The following is a 21,748-nucleotide window of genomic DNA, read 5'->3' as shown; positions in this document are numbered from 1 at the left end:
ATGCCGGTCGGCGCCCTGTTCAAGCATTGGTCGCTGCGGCTGCTCGCCCCAGATCGGGTGTTGCAGCACACCTACGAGGCCTTTAAGCTCCTGCTTGGCTTTGACGCGAGAAGCCATGAACTGATGGCCGAATTCGAGGCCCTCTACCATGAAGGCAGACGGGAAGATCTGGCCCGAACCCGGATCCGGTACCGGCATTTTGCCGAGGCGGTGGCAGGCATGATTGCCGCCTTGGAGGCAATGCACCCCGGTCAGGCCGGTGCACTCCGCGACTATTTCAACAAATACGATTTTTACGTCCGCCTGCTGCTGGCCCCGCCCGAAGAGTTTCTTATCCCGCCTTATGCCCTCGCCCACGACAGCCTGGTCGAACCCTCACTTGTGGGCAATAAGAGCCATCACCTGTTGCTCCTTAAACACGCTGCTAAGGCACATATACCGGATGGATTTACCATCGCCGCTCCCACCTTCGGCCTGTTGGTGGCACATAACCGGTTGCGCCCGGCCCTTGACCTCCTTCTGTCCGGGATCGATCCGGATTCGGCCGCCAGCCTGGAAGAGGTCTCGCAGGCGTTGATGACTCTGGTGCGGCGGATGGAAATTCCTGACCAAGTGGGGCAGGCCGTGTTTGCCGAATATGATAGGCTGGCTGTCCTGTCGTCCGACAAGGCTCCGCGAGTGGCCGTCCGCTCCTCGGCTCTGCACGAGGATGGCGCCCACAGTTTTGCCGGTCAGTATCACTCTGTGCTCGGAGTAGACCGGGAAGGGCTACTGACAGCCTATCTTGAAGTGGTGGCCTCCAAGTACACGCCCCAGGCCCTCCTGTACCGGATTCACGCCGGAATTGGCGATGAGGAGGCGGCAATGGCGGTGCTGGTTCTGGTCATGATCGATGCTGTGGCCAGTGGTGTTGTTTACACCCGGGACCCGGCCGTCAGTGATAACGCGGCCCTGCTTGTGCATTCCATCCATGGTTTAGGCCTACCCTTGGTGGGTGGCGAGACGGTACCGGATATCTTTGTGTTTCCACCGGAGAGCGATGTGCCCGTCCAGGTGGTTGCTGGTTCGCAACAACGGCAATTGGTCCTGCGCGGGGGGCATACCATTGAGGAACCGCTCAATGGGAGGCAAAGGCAACAACTCTCGCTCAGCCGGGAGCAGGCCACGCACCTTGCCGCCGTCGCCCGAGAGGTCGAGGGGTTTTTCAAATTACCCCAGGATATCGAGTGGGCCCTGGATGCCGAGCACAACCTGTTTATCCTACAGTCGCGTCCGTTGCGGCTGGAAAGCGACCTGTTGCCTCAAGGGGAGGCGATTGCCCTTCCCGACGATCTCCTGCCGTTGCTCACCGGGGCCAGACGGGCCGCTGGCGGAGTTGCCCACGGGATAATTCATCATCTCGACAAGGGTGTGATGGCACCTCTTGCCGATGGGGCTGTCCTGGTCACCCGCCACATTGCCCCTTCTCTGGTTCGCTACATCGCCAAGCTGGGGGCAGTGATCTGTGAACAGGGATCGGTCACCGGCCATTTTGCCACGGTCTGCCGGGAATTCGGCGTGGTCTTGCTAGTGGAGGCCTCCGACGCACTCGCCCTGCTGCCTCAGGGCCTGGGGGTGACTGTGGATGGCTATGCGGGGAAGATCTACGCCGGCAAAGTCTCCAGCCTGCTGGTTCGCCAGCAGGAAAGGCGGAAGACCGATGATTCAGCCTATAGCCGCAAACTCCGGGCCTTGCTGGACCATATCACTCCGCTGCATCTTCTTGATCCTGGCGATCCCGGCTTTCGGCCCCAATCCTGCCGTTCATTGCACGACATCATCCGCTATGCCCACGAGAAGGCGGTACAGACTATGTTCGGTCTGGGGGATATTGCTGGAGGTGCCTCTTCCCGCTGCCGCAAATTGGCCACCACTCTGCCGCTCGACATCTACCTGCTCGATGTTGGCGGAGCTTTTACCGACGGCGGCCAGGGGGCAGTGGCACCGGAAACCCTCCGGTCTGCCCCCTTTCTCGCTCTCTGGCAGGGACTGAGTCACTCGGAGATCGACTGGCAAAGCCACCTCCATTTTGACTGGAAGGGGTTTGGCGATATGGCCCTGTCCGGTGGTATCGCCTCCGGCGGCTCCAAGGATTTCGCCTCCTATGCGGTGGTTGGCACCGACTATCTCAACCTCAACATGCGTTTTGGTTTTCATTTTACTCTGATCGATTGCCTGTGCGGTGGTGAGAGTCGAGCCAACTACTGCCAATTGCGCTTTGCCGGCGGTGGCGGCGATTACCAGGGCCGGTCGGTGCGGATTGACCTGCTGCAGCGGATTCTCTGCCGGTTGGGATTTGAGGTTAGTGTCCGAGGCGATCTGCTCGATGCCCGACTGATCGGCTACCCCGCCGAAGAACTCCGCACCCTGCTGGTCGAGGTTGGCCGCCTGCTCGGCATGACCAAATTGCTGGATATGGTGGTGCGCGAAGAGGAAATCGAACAGCGAGTCGAACAGTTTTTTCATGGGGCCGGTCGCTTCGACGGTCCCTCCACCTCTTGCCATGAAGAGCCATGTACCAACTGAACTGGATCACCGATCATTTGGCCACTGGCCACGCTCCCATGTCCTACGAGGATCTGGACTCCATTCGTGAACAGGGCATTCGCGCCATCGTCAATCTCTGCGGTGAATTCTGCGATCTCCATCAGGTCGAGGAGGGCAGCGGTTTTGAAGTGTATTACCTGCCGGTGGTCGATGAATGCGCTCCAGACCTGGGAGCTATGGAAAAGGCCTTGGACTGGATGGATGAGAGCATCTACCTCGACAAAAAAGTGCTGGTGCACTGCCGTCTTGGTCATGGCCGCACAGGCACCTTCATTGCTGCCTACCTGCTGCGTCGGGGCTTTGATTTCAAGCTGGCCGAAAAGACCATGAAGGGCAGGAATGCCAAGCCCGCTACCTATGAACAACGCAGTTTTTTGAAAAAGTACGGCAAGCAGGTGGGGGCGCTGCAAATCGCGCCTCCCAAGATCGACAACCGTCCGGCCCTGGATGTTTCACCCCTGCTTCAAGCGTATGAGCAACTGATCGCGCGTCTCGATGCGCAAATCGGCCTCACGGAACGGATGGAGTGCTGCGGTCGCGATCTGAACGAATGCTGCCGGCAACCGTTTGATCTCGTGTTGATTGAAAGCATGCATCTCAGTCAGGCGATCAACAGGAGCCTTAAGCAGGAGCAACGGCAGGCAGTGATCGAACGGGCGCTTAACCTGGCGCACCGCCTGCAGGAATTGCATCATCGGCAACCAGGTCTGGGCACCGCTGCAGTGGCTACAAGCTTTCCCGAAGAACCGCTCCAGTGTCCGCTCCTGGAAGAAGGCCAATGTTTGATCTTCGCCGAGCGGCCGCCGCGTTGCCGTTACTGGGGCGGACTCTCCAGTGAGGCTCAGACACAAGAAATCGACCAGGCTGTCGTCGATCTTTCCCGGCAAGCCTATCAAACCCTCACCGGTAGGATGGCACCGCCGGGCGATCTGCGGTTTTCCTCGGCCGACACCATCTCCGGCAAGTTCGTTCAGCTCTATTTTCAAGCTATGACCGTTGAAAACGGGTAGAGCAAGAGCATGAGCGAGATAATCCAACCCAAGATCCTGGTCGTTGACGATGAGCGCGACATGCTCAATTTTTTGGCCAAGATGCTGACCAAGAAAGGCGGCTACATCGTCGAGACCGCCGTTTCGGCCGAGGAGGCCCTGGCAAAGGTCCAAGCCGATCCGCCCGATGCTGTGCTCACCGACATCAAGATGCCGGGCATGGATGGGCTTGAATTTTTACAGCGGATGAGCATGGTTGATCCGGCCGTCACCACCATCCTCATGACCGGCTACGGCACCATCGAGATGGCGGTGCAGGCCCTTAAGGACGGGGCCTATGATTTCATTGAGAAGCCCTTTGACAACGAGCGGATTCTCCGCACTCTTGGCCGGGCAATTGAACGGACCCGGCTCTGGCGGGAGAATGTCCAACTCCAGCACAAGCTCTCTGTTCAGGATACCCTCTATGGTTTCATCGGCCGTTCGCGCCGGTTGGTGCAAACAATGGAACGGCTGCGCCGGATCGCCCAAAGCAATGTTACCGTGCTGATTCGCGGTGAATCGGGCACTGGCAAGGAACTGGCGGCTAAGGCCCTGCATGCCATGTCGCCCCGGGCCAGCCGGCCGATGATCACGGTCAACTGCCCGGCCCTGCCCGAGCATATCCTGGAAAGCGAGTTGTTCGGCTACCGCAAGGGGGCCTTCACCGGTGCCGACCGGGATAAGACCGGATTGTTTGTCGAAGCTGAAGGATCGACCATTCTTCTTGATGAGATTGCCGATATCCCGGTGAGCGTGCAGACCAAGTTGTTGCGGGTCTTGCAAGAAAAAGAAGTACAGCCTCTGGGGCAAAACAAGACCTTCAGTGTTGATGTGCGCGTGATCGCCTCCACCAATCAGGATCTGGAGGCCAAGATCCGACGGGGTGAATTCCGTGAGGATCTCTTCTACCGGCTCAATGTCATGTCCGTCACCATGCCGAATCTGGCGGCCATGGCTGGAGATATCCCCCTGTTGGCCCAACATTTCCTGGAACGTTACAGTCGGGAGCACGGTCGTGAGAATCTGGAATTTAGTGCCGAGGCCCTGCAAGCCCTGATGCAGCATCCATGGCAGGGCAATGTTCGTGAATTGCAGAATGCGGTCAATCGGGCGGTTCTTCTCTGCGAGCATGCGGTCATTGAGGCGGACGACCTCTGGGATGCCCCTGAAAATATGGAACCGCCGGATGATGAAGCGGTTTCGGCAGCAATCGATGCGGCGGCATTGAGTCAATTGCCCTACCGGGAGGCCAAAGAAAAACTGTTGCACCGGTTCAACGCTGCCTATCTCGCCCAAGCCCTGCAAGCGGCGGGCGGCAACGTCACCGTGGCAGCCCGCGCCTGCGATATGGAACGGCAGGCTTTTCAACGTCTGTTGCGGCGTTATAACATTGAATCGAGGAGTTTCCGCTGATGCAGCATCCACCGGCAGGCTACATCCTGGCCCGCAACAAGTTGTTTTGCAACTACTGTCCTGGATACTGCTGTTACCGGCTTCCCGGGGCCACGCTCTATCTCGACGCCGAAGACATCAATCGCCTAGCCCGTCATTTGAGCATCAGCGACGGTGAGGTGCGCCGCCGCTTCCTGGAAAACAAAAACACCTTTAAAACCAGGGAAGACGGCTCCTGCATCCTGTTGGCCAACGGCCGTATGTGCAAACGCTGCACCATCCATGAGGCCCGGCCCAGACAATGCCGTGACTTTCCCTATGAAAAGCCCTGCCCCTACCTGGAGAATCCCGGCCTGCTCGAGATCATCCAGTCCCGGGTGGAGCAGAGTCTCTTCGGCAAGAATAGCGACCTTTAGTTTCCGGATTATCTCCCCTTCAGAGCACCTTGACGCCCGCCCGGCGCAATCTTTTTGTTTCACCTGCAACATTTTTGTTGCACTTGGAGTGGACTTCGAGCAGCCACTCAGCGTTTCCTGCTGGTCGGTATCCCCCAATAGAGCCTGTTTTTAGGTGGATACCCCGTCTTTGTTCTGTGCTCATTTTCTGGCACTCGATATGCTATGGGCAAGCAAAGGACAATTGTGCAGTGAACGACATCTCTTCGGACGGGTTGATGATTAAGGGAACACTCAACAGTGCATGGCTTTGTTTGCTGCTGCTTCTTGGCATTCTGCTGCCCGGCGAGGCTCTTGCCCTCCAGGTGCACGGCGAGCCCGAGGGCTTGTATGTCCACCAGATGGCGCATCTGTTTTATATTCTGGCGCTCGGCTATTTTTACTGGGATATCAGGCGCACCTCTTTTACCGGCCGCGGGTGGCGATTTCTCCAGATGTTCTGTGTTCTTATGGCATGCTGGAACACCCTTGCCTTTACCGGGCATCTCGCCGGGTTGTATTTGGATCCGCAGTCACTGGCCCAAACCGACTGTTATCTGCAAACCCAACTGCTCAGCCCCTTTACCCTTAACAAATACCTGTATTTCATCACTAAGCTGGATCATCTCATCTATGTGCCGGCCCTTTTCTGCCTGTTCCTCGGCCTGCGCTCCTTCTACCATTGCGCGGCAAAAACAACCCTTGGGGAAAGCAAATGAATGGCTTGCCCATGTTGCCGACCATTATCGTCGACATCATCGGCTCGGCCGCCAATATTCTTTTTTCCTTTCTTTCTCTTTGGTATGCCTTCCGCCTGACCCGGCTTAAGCCCGACAATTTTCTGTGGGGCTATCTTTTCTACGTCACCTTGGCCATTACCGCCTTTGCTATCTCCAGGGCTGTCGGCCATATTGCCAAGGAATTTCTCTCTATCGCCGGCAGGGCCGATCTCTGGCAGTTGCTGGCCCCGTATTCCGGCGGGTTTAATACCCTGTGTATGATTTCGGTGTCGGCGGTCATGATTTTTTATCATAAGGGCGTGCAGGCCTATGAGGCCATTGAGCAGGAAGCGGCAAAGCTGAAACAGTCAAAGGTTCGCTTGACCCAGGCCGCCAACGAACTCAAGGCGTTGAATCTTAGCCTCGAGGACAAGGTCGAGGAACGGACCGCAGAGCTGTCCAAGTCGGAAAAGAAATTCCGCCACCTGTTCACCGCTTCCAAGGATATGGTGTTTTTTTCGGACAGCAAGCACGCCATCCTCGATATGAACGCCTCCGGTTCAGAAATGCTCGGCTATTCGCGGCACGAAACCTCGCTGCTTGCCCTGCGGGATATTTTTCGTCACGAGGGCGAGGTGACGATGTACGCCAAGATGCTGGAACTTGATGGCTATATTCTTGATCTTGAGGCTGAGTTCAAAAAGAAGGATGGCTCAACCCTCTATGTGCTGATTTCAGCCACCGCTCTTTACGACGAGCAAGGGCATGTGGTTGGTTCCGAAGGCATAGCCAAGGATCTGACCCGGTTGAAAAGCATGATGGAGCAACTGATTTCCAGCGAAAAGATGGCCTCGGTCGGCCAGATGGCGGCGGGTATTGCCCATGAGATCAACACACCGCTCGGTATCATCCTCGGTTATTCCCAGTTGATGTTGGAAGATTTTAACAAGGATTCGGAAATCTATCAGAATCTTGAAGTGATTGAACGCCAGACTCAGGCCAGTCGTAAAATAGTTGCCGACCTGCTCAAATATTCCCGTCAGTCGGGCAGTGCCCGGGAATCGCTCGATCTCAACGAGATTTTTAATGATGCCGTCGCGGTTACCGAGCATAACCTCAATCTCAATCACATCAAGGTGGTACTCGAACTGGCACGGGATCTCCCGCCGATCATCGGCGATCCGGAAAAATTACGACAGGTGGTGGTCAATCTGATCAATAACGCCCATCACGCTATGGAAAAGAAGGGGGAGGGCGGGCAATTACTGCTCCGCACCCGCTGGGACATGGAATCAGCCAAGGTCATTGCCGAGGTGCAGGACAACGGCCATGGCATCCCCGAACATATTAATGCTCGGATTTTTGATCCCTTTTTTACCACCAAACCGGTGGGTAAGGGGACTGGCTTGGGCCTCTCGGTTTCCTACGGCATTATCCAGGAACACGGTGGAACCATCGCAATAGAAAGCCCCGTACCCGGTCCAGGAAACACCCGAATCCAGGGAACCCTGTTCCGGTTGGTGCTGCCGATGGCCATGGAACCGGCTGCTTTAAAGAAAGAATCGATTGTATCAATTGGTTGATGGAGGAAGAAATGGCTGAAATACTGACCCTAGACGATGTCCTTGACGCCACTGTGCTGGTCGGCAAGATTTTGAAGAAAAAAGGGCATGTTGTCCACACCTTCACCGAGGAAGATGAAGCCATTGCCTTTGCCCGCCAGCATCCCATTGATCTGGCAATCCTCGATATCAAGCTGAAAAAGATGAGCGGCATCGAGGTCCTGGCCATACTGAAGGAGGACAATCCGGCCCTGCGAGCCATCATGCTCACCGGCTATCCGACCGTGGAGACCGCGCGTGAGGCCATTAGCCTGGGGGCGGATGAGTACTGCGTCAAGCCGATCGACCGGATTGAACTGGAAGAAAAGGTGGAAAAGGTCCTGGCGGCTAAACCTCGAGCCTGATCGGATTTTTCTGGCAGGGCCATTATGGACACGCACATTGCAGAAGATGGGATGACAGAGAACGGCACCCAGTCCCGTGAACAGCAGTTTCTTGGGGTATTCCAGAAGATTACCCGGCTGACCTCCATGGTATTTGACCATCAGGAGGTGATGGACACCATTGTTCGCGGCCTGCCGGACTTGATGACCATCGATGCCTGCACCATCAGACTGCTCGACAGCTCCATCGGTTCCTTTGTGCTCGGCGCCGCCCACGGGGTGTCCCTGGAGTATCTCTCGCGTGAGGTGATCGACACCGAAGAGACCCTCTCCATGATCCGATCTGGCTATCCGGTGTACAACGCTCATGTCGACGAAGATCCCTTTCTGCCCCTTCGCGAGGCCGCCAGCCGCGAGGGCATCAAGAGCGTGCTCACCTTGCCGATCCTTTACCAGGCGGAATTGATCGGGTTAATGCGCCTCTTGACCCGGAGCGCCCGCAGCTTCTCGTCCGGAGAAATCTCTTTTGCCATGGCTTTGGCCGAGCAGGTGGGGATCGCCATTTCCCATGGTCGGATGTTTAAGGAGATGGAGGCCCAGTTAACCTTCCTTCGCGAAATCCAGTCCATCTCCACTCTAGTCAATTCGACCCTGGATCTGGATGGCATTCTTGCCTCCCTTGCTGAACGGGCGGCGGTGACCATGGGCGCCAAAGGGTGCACTCTGCGGTTGGTCGATCCCGAATCGGGCCACCTGGAACTAGCTGCTTCTTATGGTGTTTCCAGCCAATACCTGCAGCGTGGCGAGGTGGAAAACGAGCGCAATATAAAGTTGGTGCTGAGCGGGCAACCGGTGGCGATCTATGACGTCTGCCACGACCAGCGCATCGAATATCATCAGCAGATGGCGGTCGAGGGCATTGTCTCGTTGCTGGCCGTACCGGTGAAGGTCAACGGCGAGGTGATCGGTGTTATGCGCATCATCACCGATGCACCCCGGGTGTTCACCGACACCGAGGTTCGGTTTGCGGTCACCTTGGCCGAAGTCGGCGGCACCGCCATTCGCAATGCGCGTAATTACCAGCGAATTAATCTCCTGGTTGAGCAGGCCAGGGCGCACGAGAAATTCTTCGCTGACATCATAAATAGCCTGCAGCATCAGTTGCTGGTACTTGACCACGACCGCCGGGTGGTGCTCGCCAACCAGGTGTATCTCGATGCGGTGGGTAAAAAAGAGAGCGAGGTGTTGGGCACCCATTACGGCGACCTGTGCCGGGCCGCTGAGGGGGTCTGCCCGGTCGACCAGATCCTTCAGGGCGAAGAAATGCGGCCTTTTGTTCAGGAATTTCGATCCGATGATCAGTCGCACTGGCTCGAGCGCACCGCCTCGCCGATTCACGATGCCGGCGGCAGCGTCGAATACGTTATCGAGATCATCCGAGACATTACCAGCGAGCACCTGCTGGCTGAAGAGAAGAGCCAAAGCGGCAAGCTGCAGGCAATCATCGAGCTGGCCGGAACCGTGGCCCATGAGATCAACAGTCCCCTGTTCGCCGCTCTGGGGACAGCCCAACTGCTTCCCGAAGACAATCTGCAGCCCGAGTTGAGCGAAGAGTTAGCAGTGATTGTCCGTAACTTGAAACAGATCGGCGAGTTGACCCGGAAGATGGCTTCCATGACCGGGTTTACCAGCCGGGACTATGTAGGTGAGAGCAAAATATTGTCATTTACGCAAGACCAAGAGTGAGTGCCGTTGATCGGCGCAAAGGAGGTGCGGGGGCAACTTCATGGGGGAGGAGATTCTGCCGGCAGGCTGAGGGTGAGAGTGCCTTGGAGAGGCCGCCTAGGCCGGGGTGGAAGACAACTTACAGTGCCGCTCGGTGTCGGAAACGATGCCGGGTGGATCGAATTGAATACAATCAGAGGAGAATGAGCATGAAAAAGAGGACAGGGATCCGGCCATGGCTTTTTGCGGCAATGGTGATGCTTTTAGGAGTCAATGTAGCGGTTGGGGCAGAACCCGACACCCAGGCGGCGGGACAACCGGCGGCAATGGCCGCGCCGACGATCACTCTCGATAAAGCCGAGATCAATAACGGCGGCACCATCAAGGTCAGCGGTCAGGCACCAGCCGGTAAGCCGGTGTTTCTTGAAGTCTGGGCGGACGAGCACGATGTGCGCGCCAATCGTTTTGATAGTGAAGTCGATAAAGAGACCGGCAAGCGACCCTATATTTTTTACATAACCGACGAAATGCCGGCCTACTACAAGACCTTTGTGCCCAAAGAGTTGCAGCCGAAGATCGACGCCGCCAAGAAGGATGGCAAGAAGTGGAGCTACTCTGCCTTGCTCAAGGATTTGGGGGCCGATATTGCCTATTCCGTCCCGGCCAAGGTTAAACTTGAAAGTTACCAATCCACTCTGATGGCCAGCGTCATCGGCAGTCGAGGCGATCTGCTGCCGGCCATGGACGAGAAGGAAACCCGGAAACGATCCATGCAGCTGGTCAAGGCCCGTTTCCAGAGCATTGATAAGGTGGTGGCGGCCGTAGTTGATGTCAAACCCGACGGTTCCTATAGCGCCGATATCAAGATTCGTGATGGCCTGGCTCCCGGCAAGTACAAGATTGTTGCCGTGGTCGACAAGAAGGTGAAGAGTGAGGTCGCGACCTTTGAGAACAAGATTGCCTTTCCCCTCGTCTATTTGGAGAATGCCGGTACCAGCCTCAATATTTTTTATCCCTTTGTCCTCTCTCTGTTCGTTGCCATCTTCGGTGTGCTCATGGGTGCGGGCGGTGGCTTTATCATGAATCCGCTCCTCCTCGCCTTGTTTTCGTCCCTGCCGCATACCGTGGTAGCCGGTACCGTCACCCCGACAGTGCTCTTCTCTCAGGGCAGCGGTATTTTTAACTACTCGAAGATTAAATTTATCAGTTGGAAACTGGGTTGCGGCATTGGTTGTTCCATGCTGCTTGGGGCTTTTATCGGACCGAAACTGACCGAGATGATCACCTTGGATCAGTTCAAATTCGCCTTTGGCTGGATTCTGATCATTTTGGCCGCCTTGATGCTCTGGCAGACAATGCCTGGCTATCTGGCCAAGAACAAGAAAGAGCAGGCTATTCTCAAAGAATTCAAGAAGCGTGCTGAAGTATCTGCCAAGGGCAAAAACTAAGGATCATTCGAGGAGGAATCGATTATGAAAGTAGATTTTTGGGGACAGGAATTTGAGGTCAATATGGTGGTCGGTTGCATCGGCGGATTTATTATTGCCGTTGTGTCCTCGATGTTCGGCTTCGGCGGTGGGCCTTTCATGGTGCCGTTGATGAGTGTAGCCTTGCGTCTGCCCATGTACCTGGTTGTCGGTAGTTCACTTCTGGCTATCTTTTTTAGCACTACAGTCAGTTCTGTGCGCCATTATCAGTTCGGCAACTTCGACCTGTATTTCTTCCTGGCCATGTTCCCCGCCGCCATTCTTGGTGGCTACATTGCGCCGCAGATCGCCAAGCGGGTCAGCCCGCTGGTGGTCAAGCGGATCGCTTGCGTCGGCCTGGTCGTGCTTGCCCTGAACCTGCTGGGAGTGTATTGATACCCTGAGGTGAGGTCTCTTGACCATGTCATCGGTTAATTGACCCATTTTTACCGTATTTATCAGAAAGACAACGCCAGGACGGAAATTCCGTCCTGGCGTTGTTGTTGCCACATGGAAAAGGCTCCGCCAATAGGAGAATCCCTCCCCGTCGGTTCCTTATCTCACAGCCTGTCCTGAACTTTGCCTGCAATGATCCCTTCTGTTTTAATTCTCCGCCGTGCTATACTGCTGCAAATATCAACAACGGATGGCCTAACCATGAACGGCGGACGGACAACTCATGCTAATTAACTTCAGGTGCGCATGAATAAAAGCATTGTTTCTTTGTTTTTTTTGGTGGCGATCATTCTTTTAGGGGCTACTGGCTACCATTATATCGAACGCTTCCCAGTGATCGATGCTTTGTACATGGCGGTGATCACCATCTCCACCGTGGGCTTTGGTGAAATTTACCCGCTTTCCACGATGGGGCGATTGTTCACCATTGGACTCATCCTGGTGGGATTTGTGGTGCTTGGTTTTTTCGGCAGTTCTCTGGTCGAGTTGCTGATGGAGAGGGTGTGGAGTGGCAAATACAGGGGGAAGAAGATGAAGAAACAGATAAATCGATTGAAAAAGCACCACATTATCTGCGGCTTTGGCCGAGTCGGTAAGGTAGCGGTCCAGCATCTTTCCGAGGCCGGGGCCAGCTTTGTGGTCATCGATTCCTCTGCCGCCGCTTGCGAGCAGATGCGCGAATTGGGCTATTTCTGCATCGAGGGAGACGCTACCCGGGAGTCGATCCTCATGGATGCCCGCATCAAGGAGGCCAGCGGTTTACTGGCCCTGATGCCATCCGATCCGCACAACCTTTTCATCGCGTTGAACGCCAGAGAACTGAATCCGACGCTTTACATCATTGCCCGCTCCGAAGACAAACACACCGAAAAGAAGATTCTCAAGGCTGGCGCCGACGCTATTATTTGCCCCTTTGACTCTGCAGGCCGGCAGATAGCCGACAATCTTCTTGCCGCCACAGGAGGAAACGCAAAAATTTTCATGGAGGATCAGGTCAACCTACGGCCTGAATGGATCATCGTTCAAGAAGGTTCAGGGATGATCAATAAAACCATCGGCGAGATTGCCCGGTCGATGCGCCACGACATCATCGGCTTGCGTCGGTCCGGTGCTGACCGATTGCAGCCTCCGGATGAGACCGTTATTCTTCAGGGTGATCAACTGTTGATCATTTCGGAGCGGAATGATCTGACCGTAGCGGAAGAGGTGCAGGCTGTTCCCCAAAAAATTGTGATTATTGACGATAATCCAGTGATTGTCCGGCTCTATGCCCGCCTGTTTCAGAAGGCTGGGTTTCATCCGCTCACCGCTGATAGCGGTGATGGCGGCCTGGCTTTGATTTTGAAGGAAAAACCGGCCGCCGCTGTGGTGGATTTCATGTTGCCCGGATTGTCCGGGCTGGAGGTGTGCAGGCACGTTCGTCAGGCCGTTCCCCATGAATCGATGAAGCTTGTTGTCTTTACCGCAGACGATACGCCTCTTGTACGGGAACAGTGCCTGGCGGCAGGGGCGGACGAGGTGATTGTCAAGAGTTCCGAGGCGTCGCAAATCATCGGTGTTGTCAGTCGGCTTCTTCATCCTTGACTTTTTTTCCTGTAAGGAGAAATAACCAGGTTTTCTTAAGGGGCACGTCGGATTTGCAAACCAGATGAACAAGCATTTGATCGGCTTACAAAAAGCGAATTACTGCTTGCCATAATTTTTGGGGGATGCGATACTAAGCACAAATTTACTAAAAAATTACTTTTCCCTTGAGGGCCGGAGATGACGACTGCAGGGCCATCAGCATTTAATCCTGAAAAACGCCGGCATACCAGGGTGATATTTACCCGGAGCGTAAAGGTTTTCATTCAAGATAAACTGCAAGGCCAATTCCCGGCAAGAAACCTGAGCCTGGGCGGCCTCTTTATTGAGGGAGAGGTCAATCTATCTATTGGCGAGGATTGCCGTCTGGAATTGCATGAAACTGGACGCCGATCCAGCCTTATTCTGAATTTTTGCGGGACAGTTCTCAGAAGGGAAAAGGGTGGTATCGGAGTAAAGTTCACCAACATGGAAGAAGACAGCTTTATGTTTCTTCAGACCATGGTGCTGTACTCATCCGATGATCCCATAGGGGTAGCTGAAAATTTTCTTGAGGATTTTATCCAAAAGCCTGCGTCAACCTGTTAATTTCATATATAAAAGACAAAAAAGAAGTTCTTGCCCTAGTCATGTGGCATGAACTTCTTTTTCTTGTTAGAAAACCGGTTCCGAGATATCCCTCGCGTGAACCGGAGAGACGACTGCAGAGTGCATGAATCAAGCTGAAAAAGAACCAACATCGTTCCTCCGCATCGTTGGCGGTATAGGTGACCAAGCGCTCTACATCCTGACCGATCTCGGTCGAATGGGGACGTTTTTGTTTTTTGCCCTACTCGGCGTGTTTAAACGGCCCTTTCGTTTTAAAGAGTTGATCAAACAGCTGGAGTTCATCGGTGCGGGATCTATCACCGTTATATTTTTTACGGCCCTGTCCTCGGGCATGGTGCTTGGTCTGCAAGGGTACTATTCCCTCCATAAATTCGGTGCTGAGGGCATGCTGGGATCGGCGGTTTCCCTGACTCTGATCATGGAACTTGGTCCGGTGCTGACCGCGCTGATGGTAGCTGGCCGTGCTGGATCGGCAATGTGTGCCGAAATCGGCATAATGCGGATTTCTGAACAAGTCGATGCGCTGGAATGTATGGCGATCGATCCCTTCCGTTATCTCATCTCCCCCAAATTTCTGGCGGCCTTGATCTCGATCCCCCTGCTGACCGCTGTTTTTGATGTGGTGGGCATCATGGGCGGCTATCTAGCTGGAGTCAAGTTGATGGGGGTCAACGGGGGCTCTTTTTTTGCGGGTATGCAGCAGAGTGTCACCAACCACGATATCCGTTTAGGCGTGATCAAATCTATTGTTTTTGCCTTGCTTCTTGTTTGGATCTGCACGGGCCGCGGGTATTTTGTCCAGAAGATTCGTGGCGCAGGTTTTGGGGCTGAAAGCGTCAGTAAGGTGACGACCCAGGCAGTGGTCTTTTCATCAATTTCAGTCTTGATTTTTGATTACCTGCTGACTGCGGTGTTTTTATGAGTGCCGAGAACATTGTGGCCCCCGAGTTTGCCATCCGTTTTGTCGATGTCTGCAAATCCTTTGGTGAGCGGGCGAGGCGGCACCTCGTGCTTGATCGGGTTAGTTTTTCAGTGCCCATGGGAAAAACGACGGTCATCGCCGGCGGCAGCGGGCAGGGAAAAAGCGTTATCCTCAAGTTGATCCTTGGTTTGTTGCGGCCGGAGTCAGGACAGGTATTGGTCGGGGAAAAAAATGTATCCACAATGGGCTATAAGGCTCTGCAAGAATTGAGGATGCTGTTTGGTGTTCTTTTTCAGGGTTCTGCTCTGTTTGATTCATTGACCGTCTTCGAAAATATTGCGCTTCCCTTACAGGAACGGACAAAATTGACCGAGGGGGAGATTCGAAACCGGGTTGCGGCGACGCTGGAGCAACTTGAACTGACCGGGCATGAGGAAAAATTTCCGGCGCAGCTCAGCGGTGGTATGAAAAAAAGAGTCGGTCTGGCAAGGGCGCTGCAGTTGGAACCGAAGATTGTCTTGTTTGATGAACCTACGACCGGACTCGATCCGGTGATGACCAAGGAGATCTACGAGCTCTTTGCCCAGACACAGCAAAGACTCGGGTATACGGCGGTGATTGTCAGTCATGATATTCCGCAGATTTTTGCCCTAGCCGATCAAATTATTTTGTTGAATAAAGGCGAGTTAGATGTGTTCACCGAGGCGTCCCAGATCCCTTTTTCAACCAAGCTCAATATTCGCGAATTTGCCCGGCAGGTCATGGGACAGCACACCGTTTAAGGGACAAGGAGAATTACTATGGGAAATTCCCGGGTGGAAATATTTGTCGGTTTTTTTCTAATTGTCGGCTTTTTGGCACTTGGCTGGCTGGCGCTGCAACTCGGAGAGGTTCCATGGTTGACCGGCTCGAAAACCTACGTCATCAGGGCTGCGTTCAATAACATTTCCGGGGTCAAGTCCGGGGCTGATGTCCAGATAGCGGGGGTCACTGTGGGCAAGGTCCAGCAGCTTGAGTTGAGTAAGGAGAATCAAGCCATGGTTGGTATGCAGATCAATCGTGAGGTGGCCATTCCGGTTGATTCAATAGCCTCGGTTAAATCCCAGGGGATCATTGGCGATAAGTACATCCAGATCACCCTAGGGGGGGATGAATCTCTCTATAAACCTGGAGAAACCATCGTTGATACCGAATCAGCCGTTGACCTGGAATCGCTTATCTCCAAATTTGCCTTTGGTCAGGTTAATAAATAACGACGGTGGAATGTATGCGTTGGAAGAATTGTCTTCTTGGAACCGCTGGCCTGATTGTTGGCGTGGCGGTCACGGTTCTTTGCTGGACCTCCCGTGCCCGTGCGGTCGATTTCCTCAGTGACGAGAGCTATGAGAAGCCGACGGCCGACGTACAAGTCGCCGATCCCATCGAACCATTCAACCGGGCGATGTTCAAGGTGAACGACAAGGTGTACCTTTGGATGATTGAACCCGTTGCCACCGGCTACAGCAAGGTGCTGCCCGCAGACATTCGAGGATGTATCGGCAACTTTTTCTATAATCTTGGGGAACCGGTTCGATCCGTCAATTGCCTTCTACAGGGGAGAGTCCGCGATGCCGGCCGTACCCTTGGTCGTTTTTTCCTCAACAGTATCTGCGGGGTCTTCGGTTTGGCCGATCCTGCCGGGCACGAGTTCGATATTGCGCCAGTGTATGCCAGCTTCGGGGAAACCCTGTCGGTCTGGGGTTTGGGAGACGGTTTTTATCTGGTCGTTCCCCTCTTGGGGCCTTCGACTTTGCGGGATTTTTCCGGAACCGTGGTTGACGGAGCTGCCATGGCGACCTATTCTCCCTGGAACGATGACGGGCTGACCTCGGCTACCGTCCAGGGAGCCAAGACGGTGAACCACACCTCGTTGCATCTTGGTGAGTATGTGGAAATCAAGTCCATGAGTTTTGATTCCTATGTGGCCTTCCGAAACGGATACTATCAGATGCGCAGTAAGCAGTACGATCATTCCAATACCTCTCGATAACAAAGAACCGGCTCTCCGCTGGACGCATGGTGCAGTATGCAACGCAAGAATTTAATGCCTTCCCTTATCGTTTCCGCCCTAGCTACTTTGGTTGTAGTGTTGTGCACGCAGTCGGCGGTTCTCGCATCCCCCGACCCTACCGAGCAGTTACGTCCTTTTTTGAACAAAGTGACCGCGACCCTGGCAGACCCCGGACTCAAAGCCCTGCCCAAGCACGAACAGAGCCGCCGGGTTATCGCCGTGGTCCGCGAGCGGTTTGATTTCCGCGAGATGAGCAAGCGGGTGATCGGGCAACAGTGGCGGAGTCTCTCGGAAATGGAACAGGGAGAATTCGAATCCTTGTTTACCCAATTGCTGCAATATGCTTATGTCGGCAAGATCGACGAATATTCGGGGCAACAAGTGCAATTCACCCAGCAACGGATCAAGGGCGAACGAGCGGAAGTGCAGACTTTGCTGGTGGACAAGGACAAGTCCATTCCGGTTTTCTATATTATGCTGCTCCGAGGCGATCAGTGGATGGCTTATGATGTGGTCGTCGAAGGAGTGAGTCTTGTTCGTAATTATATGGAACAATTCAGTGAAATTTTACGGAAGGATGGGTATCCCGGTTTGGTGAAACAGATTGAGCAGAAAATTGCTGAATTGGAAAAAGGCATAAAAAAGACCTGAGTTGTTGCTTGCATTCTTGCTTCCTCATCCGGAGCACTCTTTTATCAAGGACCTTTTTTTGCGCCTGTTGCGTTGTTGGCATTCAGTTTGCGAGGATTGGTTCTCCCTAATTGCCCCTTGTTTTTCTTTTTACTTGGCGAAGATAGTTTTCTTTTGTATAATTTTCCGTTTTGCATGGAAGTGTAGGCTGGATTTTTAAGGTGCGTCCGTCATGCTGATTCGGTTCAATGAAGTCTCTGTTCTTGGCAATAGGTACGAGATTCGGGAGGTTGACGGGCTCAACACTTCACAGGATTTTGTGGTAAAAGGTCCTGTGGATGCGCGTTGCACGCTCAAACGAAAGGGCGACCACAAGGTGGAAGTGCAAGGCCATGTGCAGGCGACCTTGATTCTGACTTGTGATCGATGTCTTTCAGCGTATGACTGGGAGGTCGACACCGAATTGCAGATTCTGTTCGAGGTCGAATCCGGGGCTTCCTGGCATTTAAAAGATTTGGAGTACAATATACCTGATCTGGATACGGTCTCCCTCGAGGAGCCGCTCATTGATCTTGACGATGTTTTACGGCAGCAGTTATATTTAGCGCTTCCCATGAAAAACCTCTGCACAGAACACTGCAGAGGGATCTGTTCCCGGTGCGGAGCAAATCTAAATAATGCGGAATGCGGATGTGCCGACGAAAACAAGGAGTCGCCTTTCGCGGTCCTTGCCCAATTGAAAAAATAAGCAAAATCATCCGATGAGCGCTTGGTTTCACGAGTTGAGACCGGGTGATGATACGGATTAATGGAGGAGCACAATGGCTTTACCGAAACGTAGACATTCCTATTCACGGACAAGACTCCGTCGGGCACACGATTTTTTGACCAAGCCGAACGTTGGCCAGTGTCCTGAATGTGGCGAACCAAAAATGCCCCACCAGTTGTGCAGCGGCTGCGGGATGTATAAAGGCCGGAGTGTTATCCGTCTTGAGGAAGAACTGAACTAGGCACTGTTGTGAGGATAGCCCTTGACGCCATGGGTGGCGACGGGGGGTCAGAGATGGCGATCCGAGGCGCTCTTGCTGCGGTTCGAGACCGGAGCGATCTGCGTGTCATCTTAGTGGGCCCTCGTATTCTTTTAGAACAACAAATCGGTGACAATTCGTCTGGTTACGACGACGTGTTGGAGCGAATTAGCGTTCATCACGCCTCCGAAGTCATCACCATGGACGATTCGCCGGTTGAGGCCGTCCGTAAAAAGAAAGAAGCAACCATCATGGTTGGCTTCGATTTGGTGAAAAACGGTGAGGCAGATGCGGTGGTTTCAGCCGGCAACTCCGGCGCCACCATGGCTGCGGCGATCAGGAAACTCGGCAGGCTACCGGGTGTTTCCAGGCCGGGCCTCGCTAGTTTTTTTCCAACGGTGAAGAAGCCGGTGATGCTGATGGATATCGGGGCCAATGTCGATTGCCGGCCACAGCATCTTTACCAGTTTGCTGTCATGGCTTCTTCCTGTTCCCGGCTGCTGCTCAACTATGACCGTCCCCGTATCGGTTTGCTCAGTATTGGTGAAGAGACGGGTAAGGGGAACGCTCTAGTTAAGGAAACCTATGATCTTCTGAAGCAGAGTCCGCTCAATTTTATTGGTAATGTTGAAGGGCGTGATGTGTATAAGGGAGATGTTGACGTCATTGTCTGCGACGGCTTTGTCGGCAATATTTCCTTGAAAATAAGCGAAGGGCTGGCCGAAGCAGCCATGCAGATGCTTAAACGGGAGATCCTGAAAACCTGGCGCGCAAAACTCGGTTATCTCCTTATGCGCGACGCCATAGCCGGATTTAAAAAACAGGTGGATTATGCCGAATACGGCGGGGCTCCCTTGTTGGGTATCGACGGTACCGGTATCATCTGCCATGGCGCCTCTAACGCCGTTGCTATTCGTAATGCCATTGAAGTTGCAGCGAACATGGTGCGCAACCGGATCAATGAGGCAATAGTTCAGGCGCTTGGCGAAAACGCTGCCTGAAAACAGGTTTTTTCATGACAAAAGCTGTTATTCTCGGAACCGGATCCTGTCTTCCGGAGCGAACACTTACCAATGCCGATCTTGAGCAGATGGTCGAAACCTCTGACGAATGGATCACCTCAAGAACAGGAATCCGCAACAGGCGGATCGCCGGCAAGAATGAACAAAATTACCAATTAGCGACTAGGGCAGCTCGTCGAGCCCTTGCGGTCACAGGCGTTGATGCCGAAGAACTGGATCTGATCATTGTCGCCACTATTTCGTCCCACATGATCATGCCGTCCACGGCCTGTTTTGTGCAGGCCGAGCTAGGCGCGGTGAATGCCTTTGCCTATGATATCAATGCTGCTTGTGCTGGTTTTACCTACGGACTGGATCTAGCGAGTAACTATATCCAAAACCGCCCGGACATGAAAATTCTGCTGATCGGTGCGGAAACACTCTCTGCGCGAGTCAACTGGGAAGACCGGAACACCTGCGTGCTGTTTGGCGATGGTGCGGGCGCGGTAATTCTTACGGGATCAAATGACGGTAGAGGCGTCTTTGGCAGTAGCCTACACGCCGATGGTAAACTGTGGAATTTGCTGTGCATGGACAGTCCGGAAAGCCTAAATCCGGAATTGCGACGCGACGATTGGCAGGGGGCTCACATCCGGATGAATGGTGTTGATATCTTCAAACATGCTGTTCGGTTGATGGAAGACGCTGTTACCAGCCTGCTCAGGAAACATGACCTCACTATTAACGATATTGGCCTGATGATTCCTCATCAGGCCAATATTCGCATTCTCAAAAATCTGAAAGAAAGATTGGGATTGCCCGAGGATAAAATTTTTATCAATCTCAGCCAATATGGCAACACCTCTGCGGCCAGTATCCCTATAGCCTTGGACGAAGCGCATCGGCTGGGACGGTTGGTGCGGGGAGATATTGTGCTTTTATGTACCTTTGGTGGCGGCCTCACCTGGGGCTCTCTGCTTATGCGTTGGTAAGACACTAAGGAGTGTATTTGTGGATTATTTTTTCACTGAACAACAACAGATGATCATCGATACCGCCCGGGAAATCACCAATGAAAAGATTATTCCGGTACGGGCGGAACTTGATGAGAAAAACCAATTCCCTCGGGAAATCCTGCAGGACATTGCCAAGGCCGATCTTTTTAGTGTGTTTGTACCCGAAGAGTACGGTGGATTTGGCGGTGGTTGCTTCGAAGTTGTCTTGGCCTTGGAAGAATTGGCCCGGGGATGCGTCGGCGTGGCCACCAGTTTTGCCGCCAGCGCCTTGGGTATTTTCCCGGTAATGATAGCCGGCAGTGAGGCGCAGAAACAAAAATACCTACCCGATATCGCCAGTGGTGCGCGTTGGGCCGCTTTTGGTCTTACCGAGTCCAACGCGGGGAGCGATGCTTCGGGCATTCGGACCACCGCTGTCGAAGATGGGGAAGAGTGGGTGCTCAACGGCACCAAACAATGGATTACCAACGGCGGCGAATCTCAGATTTACACAATCATTGCTCTCACCGATCCCAACAAAGGCGCGCGTGGGGCATCCATTTTTGTAGTTGAGGAAGGCGATCCCGGTTTTACGTATGGTAAAAAAGAAGACAAAATGGGTATCCGTTCTTCTGCAACCCGGGAGCTGATTCTCAAGGATTGCCGAATACCCAAGGATCGGCTGGTAGGCAGAAAAGGAACAGGTTTTATCACCGTGATGAAAACCCTGGATATGTCGCGTCCAGGTATTGCCTCCCTCGGTATCGGTCTTGCCCAAGCTGCTTTGGACGAGGCAGTTGTTTACGCTAAACAGCGAGTCCAATTCGGCAAGCCAATTATTTCTTTCCAGGCCGTGCAGCATATTCTGGCCGATATGGCCATCCAACTTGAAGCCGGTCGAGCTTTGGTTTATGGCGCGGCAAAGCACATTGATGCGCATCCTAAAGACATGTCCAAGGTTTCGTCGATGTGTAAGGTTTTTGCTACCGATATGGCCATGAAGGTTACCACCGATGCAGTGCAGGTCCTTGGCGGTTACGGGTACATGAAAGAGTATCCTGTTGAGAAGATGATGCGTGATGCCAAGATTCTCCAGATCTACGAAGGTACCAACCAGATCCAACGCAATGTTATTGGCCAGGAACTGAACAAAGAATACTCCTGAGAGATTCACG

The 21,748-nt window shown here is 53.7% G+C and carries 22 protein-coding genes; all 22 read left to right on the top strand.

The window, feature by feature from the left end:
• Positions 1–2,565, top strand: a complete 2,565-nt coding sequence (locus ACHZCX_RS20260) for a PEP/pyruvate-binding domain-containing protein (RefSeq protein ID WP_319589021.1) — start codon at positions 1–3, stop codon at positions 2,563–2,565.
• On the top strand, positions 2,553–3,596 hold the full coding sequence (locus ACHZCX_RS20255; protein ID WP_319589020.1) for a dual specificity protein phosphatase family protein: 1,044 nt from the start codon (positions 2,553–2,555) through the stop codon (positions 3,594–3,596). The genes ACHZCX_RS20260 and ACHZCX_RS20255 overlap by 13 nt, the downstream gene beginning before the upstream one ends.
• Positions 3,597–3,605: 9 nt before the next feature.
• Positions 3,606–5,030 carry a sigma-54 dependent transcriptional regulator gene (locus ACHZCX_RS20250; protein WP_319589019.1) on the top strand — a complete coding sequence of 475 codons (1,425 nt, stop codon included), beginning with the start codon at positions 3,606–3,608 and terminating at the stop codon, positions 5,028–5,030.
• Entirely contained in the window at positions 5,030–5,425 is a 396-nt protein-coding gene (locus ACHZCX_RS20245) for a YkgJ family cysteine cluster protein (protein ID WP_319589018.1), read from the top strand. The genes ACHZCX_RS20250 and ACHZCX_RS20245 overlap by 1 nt, the downstream gene beginning before the upstream one ends.
• Positions 5,426–5,655: 230 nt before the next feature.
• Positions 5,656–6,162 carry a hypothetical protein gene (locus ACHZCX_RS20240; RefSeq protein WP_319589017.1) on the top strand — a complete coding sequence of 169 codons (507 nt, stop codon included), beginning with the start codon at positions 5,656–5,658 and terminating at the stop codon, positions 6,160–6,162.
• Positions 6,159–7,745: an ATP-binding protein gene (locus ACHZCX_RS20235; RefSeq protein ID WP_319589016.1), complete on the top strand. Its 1,587-nt coding sequence runs from the start codon at positions 6,159–6,161 to the stop codon at positions 7,743–7,745. The genes ACHZCX_RS20240 and ACHZCX_RS20235 overlap by 4 nt, the downstream gene beginning before the upstream one ends.
• An 11-nt stretch (positions 7,746–7,756) precedes the next feature.
• On the top strand, positions 7,757–8,128 hold the full coding sequence (locus tag ACHZCX_RS20230) for a response regulator (RefSeq protein ID WP_319589015.1): 372 nt from the start codon (positions 7,757–7,759) through the stop codon (positions 8,126–8,128).
• A gap of 24 nt (positions 8,129–8,152) precedes the next feature.
• The gene (locus ACHZCX_RS20225; protein WP_319589014.1) at positions 8,153–9,853 is read left to right on the top strand and encodes a GAF domain-containing protein; all 1,701 of its coding nucleotides are present in this window, start codon (positions 8,153–8,155) and stop codon (positions 9,851–9,853) included.
• Positions 9,854–10,041: 188 nt separating this feature from the next.
• Complete coding sequence (locus ACHZCX_RS20220; RefSeq protein WP_324292499.1) at positions 10,042–11,280, top strand: sulfite exporter TauE/SafE family protein; 1,239 nt, start codon at positions 10,042–10,044, stop codon at positions 11,278–11,280.
• A gap of 24 nt (positions 11,281–11,304) precedes the next feature.
• Positions 11,305–11,694 carry a sulfite exporter TauE/SafE family protein gene (locus ACHZCX_RS20215; protein ID WP_324292498.1) on the top strand — a complete coding sequence of 130 codons (390 nt, stop codon included), beginning with the start codon at positions 11,305–11,307 and terminating at the stop codon, positions 11,692–11,694.
• A gap of 306 nt (positions 11,695–12,000) precedes the next feature.
• Positions 12,001–13,338, top strand: a complete 1,338-nt coding sequence (locus ACHZCX_RS20210) for an NAD-binding protein (protein WP_319589013.1) — start codon at positions 12,001–12,003, stop codon at positions 13,336–13,338.
• Positions 13,339–13,518: 180 nt separating this feature from the next.
• Positions 13,519–13,926, top strand: a complete 408-nt coding sequence (locus tag ACHZCX_RS20205; protein WP_319589012.1) for a PilZ domain-containing protein — start codon at positions 13,519–13,521, stop codon at positions 13,924–13,926.
• 124 nt (positions 13,927–14,050) lie between these two features.
• On the top strand, positions 14,051–14,869 hold the full coding sequence (locus ACHZCX_RS20200; protein WP_319589011.1) for an MlaE family lipid ABC transporter permease subunit: 819 nt from the start codon (positions 14,051–14,053) through the stop codon (positions 14,867–14,869).
• Positions 14,866–15,651 (top strand): ATP-binding cassette domain-containing protein, encoded by a 786-nt coding sequence (locus tag ACHZCX_RS20195; RefSeq protein ID WP_319589010.1) that lies wholly within the window; start codon positions 14,866–14,868, stop codon positions 15,649–15,651. Before ACHZCX_RS20200 ends, ACHZCX_RS20195 begins: the two co-directional genes overlap by 4 nt.
• A gap of 18 nt (positions 15,652–15,669) precedes the next feature.
• Positions 15,670–16,122: an outer membrane lipid asymmetry maintenance protein MlaD gene (mlaD, locus tag ACHZCX_RS20190; RefSeq protein WP_319589009.1), complete on the top strand. Its 453-nt coding sequence runs from the start codon at positions 15,670–15,672 to the stop codon at positions 16,120–16,122.
• Positions 16,123–16,136: 14 nt separating this feature from the next.
• Complete coding sequence (locus tag ACHZCX_RS20185) at positions 16,137–16,898, top strand: VacJ family lipoprotein (protein WP_319589008.1); 762 nt, start codon at positions 16,137–16,139, stop codon at positions 16,896–16,898.
• A 36-nt stretch (positions 16,899–16,934) separates the two neighbouring features.
• Positions 16,935–17,570 carry an ABC transporter substrate-binding protein gene (locus tag ACHZCX_RS20180; protein ID WP_319589007.1) on the top strand — a complete coding sequence of 212 codons (636 nt, stop codon included), beginning with the start codon at positions 16,935–16,937 and terminating at the stop codon, positions 17,568–17,570.
• 211 nt (positions 17,571–17,781) lie between these two features.
• Positions 17,782–18,297, top strand: coding sequence for a DUF177 domain-containing protein (locus tag ACHZCX_RS20175; RefSeq protein ID WP_319589006.1), 516 nt, complete (start codon positions 17,782–17,784; stop codon positions 18,295–18,297).
• Between the two features lie 73 nt (positions 18,298–18,370).
• Positions 18,371–18,559, top strand: a complete 189-nt coding sequence (gene rpmF, locus ACHZCX_RS20170; protein ID WP_319589005.1) for a 50S ribosomal protein L32 — start codon at positions 18,371–18,373, stop codon at positions 18,557–18,559.
• A gap of 8 nt (positions 18,560–18,567) precedes the next feature.
• Positions 18,568–19,578: a phosphate acyltransferase PlsX gene (plsX, locus tag ACHZCX_RS20165; RefSeq protein WP_319589004.1), complete on the top strand. Its 1,011-nt coding sequence runs from the start codon at positions 18,568–18,570 to the stop codon at positions 19,576–19,578.
• 14 nt (positions 19,579–19,592) lie between these two features.
• Positions 19,593–20,570, top strand: coding sequence for a beta-ketoacyl-ACP synthase III (locus tag ACHZCX_RS20160; protein ID WP_319589003.1), 978 nt, complete (start codon positions 19,593–19,595; stop codon positions 20,568–20,570).
• A 19-nt stretch (positions 20,571–20,589) separates the two neighbouring features.
• Positions 20,590–21,738, top strand: a complete 1,149-nt coding sequence (locus ACHZCX_RS20155; RefSeq protein ID WP_319589002.1) for an acyl-CoA dehydrogenase family protein — start codon at positions 20,590–20,592, stop codon at positions 21,736–21,738.
• Positions 21,739–21,748: the final 10 nt, after the last annotated feature.

Origin of the sequence: uncultured Desulfobulbus sp. (genome assembly GCF_963662935.2) — a bacterium.
In the GTDB taxonomy this organism is placed as follows: Bacteria; Desulfobacterota; Desulfobulbia; order Desulfobulbales; family Desulfobulbaceae; genus Desulfobulbus.
The sequence above is the reverse complement of the archived record's forward strand: the minus strand, read 5'-3'. Positions and strand labels throughout refer to the sequence as shown.

Bases quoted from the DNA above. Each gene is read 5' to 3' on its own strand.
- ACHZCX_RS20260 (WP_319589021.1), top strand. From the start codon at position 1: ATGCCGGTCGGCGCCCTGTTCAAGCATTGGTCGCTGCGGCTGCTCGCC.
- ACHZCX_RS20255 (WP_319589020.1), top strand. From the start codon at position 2,553: ATGTACCAACTGAACTGGATCACCGATCATTTGGCCACTGGCCACGCT.
- ACHZCX_RS20250 (WP_319589019.1), top strand. From the start codon at position 3,606: ATGAGCGAGATAATCCAACCCAAGATCCTGGTCGTTGACGATGAGCGC.
- ACHZCX_RS20245 (WP_319589018.1), top strand. From the start codon at position 5,030: ATGCAGCATCCACCGGCAGGCTACATCCTGGCCCGCAACAAGTTGTTT.
- ACHZCX_RS20235 (WP_319589016.1), top strand. From the start codon at position 6,159: ATGAATGGCTTGCCCATGTTGCCGACCATTATCGTCGACATCATCGGC.
- ACHZCX_RS20230 (WP_319589015.1), top strand. From the start codon at position 7,757: ATGGCTGAAATACTGACCCTAGACGATGTCCTTGACGCCACTGTGCTG.
- ACHZCX_RS20225 (WP_319589014.1), top strand. From the start codon at position 8,153: ATGGACACGCACATTGCAGAAGATGGGATGACAGAGAACGGCACCCAG.
- ACHZCX_RS20220 (WP_324292499.1), top strand. From the start codon at position 10,042: ATGAAAAAGAGGACAGGGATCCGGCCATGGCTTTTTGCGGCAATGGTG.
- ACHZCX_RS20215 (WP_324292498.1), top strand. From the start codon at position 11,305: ATGAAAGTAGATTTTTGGGGACAGGAATTTGAGGTCAATATGGTGGTC.
- ACHZCX_RS20210 (WP_319589013.1), top strand. From the start codon at position 12,001: ATGAATAAAAGCATTGTTTCTTTGTTTTTTTTGGTGGCGATCATTCTT.
- ACHZCX_RS20205 (WP_319589012.1), top strand. From the start codon at position 13,519: ATGACGACTGCAGGGCCATCAGCATTTAATCCTGAAAAACGCCGGCAT.
- ACHZCX_RS20200 (WP_319589011.1), top strand. From the start codon at position 14,051: ATGAATCAAGCTGAAAAAGAACCAACATCGTTCCTCCGCATCGTTGGC.
- ACHZCX_RS20195 (WP_319589010.1), top strand. From the start codon at position 14,866: ATGAGTGCCGAGAACATTGTGGCCCCCGAGTTTGCCATCCGTTTTGTC.
- mlaD (WP_319589009.1), top strand. From the start codon at position 15,670: ATGGGAAATTCCCGGGTGGAAATATTTGTCGGTTTTTTTCTAATTGTC.
- ACHZCX_RS20185 (WP_319589008.1), top strand. From the start codon at position 16,137: ATGCGTTGGAAGAATTGTCTTCTTGGAACCGCTGGCCTGATTGTTGGC.
- ACHZCX_RS20180 (WP_319589007.1), top strand. From the start codon at position 16,935: ATGCAACGCAAGAATTTAATGCCTTCCCTTATCGTTTCCGCCCTAGCT.
- ACHZCX_RS20175 (WP_319589006.1), top strand. From the start codon at position 17,782: ATGCTGATTCGGTTCAATGAAGTCTCTGTTCTTGGCAATAGGTACGAG.
- rpmF (WP_319589005.1), top strand. From the start codon at position 18,371: ATGGCTTTACCGAAACGTAGACATTCCTATTCACGGACAAGACTCCGT.
- ACHZCX_RS20160 (WP_319589003.1), top strand. From the start codon at position 19,593: ATGACAAAAGCTGTTATTCTCGGAACCGGATCCTGTCTTCCGGAGCGA.